At 66.3% G+C, this 804-nt stretch carries 1 protein-coding gene and 1 pseudogene; both read left to right on the top strand.

Features of this window, described 5'->3' with window-relative positions; translation table 11 throughout:
- Positions 1 to 341: pseudogene (locus tag DS837_RS31855) on the top strand (NAD(P)(+) transhydrogenase (Re/Si-specific) subunit alpha); the annotation flags it as partial.
- Positions 342 to 368: 27 nt separating this feature from the next.
- Positions 369 to 791 (top strand): NAD(P) transhydrogenase subunit alpha part 2, encoded by a 423-nt coding sequence (locus DS837_RS31850; protein WP_014239968.1) that lies wholly within the window; start codon positions 369 to 371, stop codon positions 789 to 791.
- Positions 792 to 804 lie beyond the last annotated feature (13 nt).

Raw genomic sequence — 804 nt, 5'->3', positions numbered from 1 at the left:
CGCCGATCCTGGTGACGCGCGAGCATGTGGCGTCGATGAAGCCGGGCTCGGTGCTGATCGATCTGGCGGTGGAGCAGGGCGGCAACGTCGAGGGCTCGGAGCTGGGCAAGGTCGTCGTCACCGACAACGGGGTGAAGATCGTCGGCCACGCCAACTACCCCAGCCGCATCGCCGAGAGCGCCTCGCTGCTCTACGCCAAGAACCTGCTCGCGCTGCTGCAGTCGCTGCACGACAAGGAGAAGGGCATCGCCCTCAACTGGGACGACGAGATCGTGAAGGCCATCGCGCTCACCCGCGATGGGCAGGTCGTTCATCCCGCCTTCGCCGGCCAGACGGTCTAAAGGCCGGACGGATTTAGGGAGAGACACATGGATCAGACTCAATTGTCCAACCGCGTCGCCGAGCTGAAGGCCCAGCTCGCCGCGGCCAGCCAGCAGATCGACGCGCTCGCCGCCCAGGCCGCAGCACTCGGCCACGCCGCTCCCGTCGCGGACGCGGCGAGCCACGGCAACTTCTTCATCACCGGCCTGACGGTGTTCGTGCTGGCCTGCTTCGTGGGCTACTACGTGGTGTGGCGGGTGACGCCGGCGCTGCACTCGCCGCTGATGGCGGTGACCAACGCGGTGTCCTCGGTGATCATCGTCGGCGCCCTGATCGCCGCCGGCCCGGCCGGCTTCGGCTTCTCCAAGATCATGGGCTTCCTCGCCGTCATCCTGGCCAGCGTCAACATCTTCGGCGGCTTCCTGGTCACCCAGCGCATGCTGTCGATGTTCAAGAAGAAGGGCAAGTAACCATGGAAACCCT

This window comes from Azospirillum brasilense, from assembly GCF_008365405.1.
GTDB lineage: Bacteria > Pseudomonadota > Alphaproteobacteria > Azospirillales > Azospirillaceae > Azospirillum > Azospirillum brasilense_D.
Note: the sequence above shows the minus strand (reverse complement) of the source record. Positions and strands in the feature narration are given on the sequence as shown.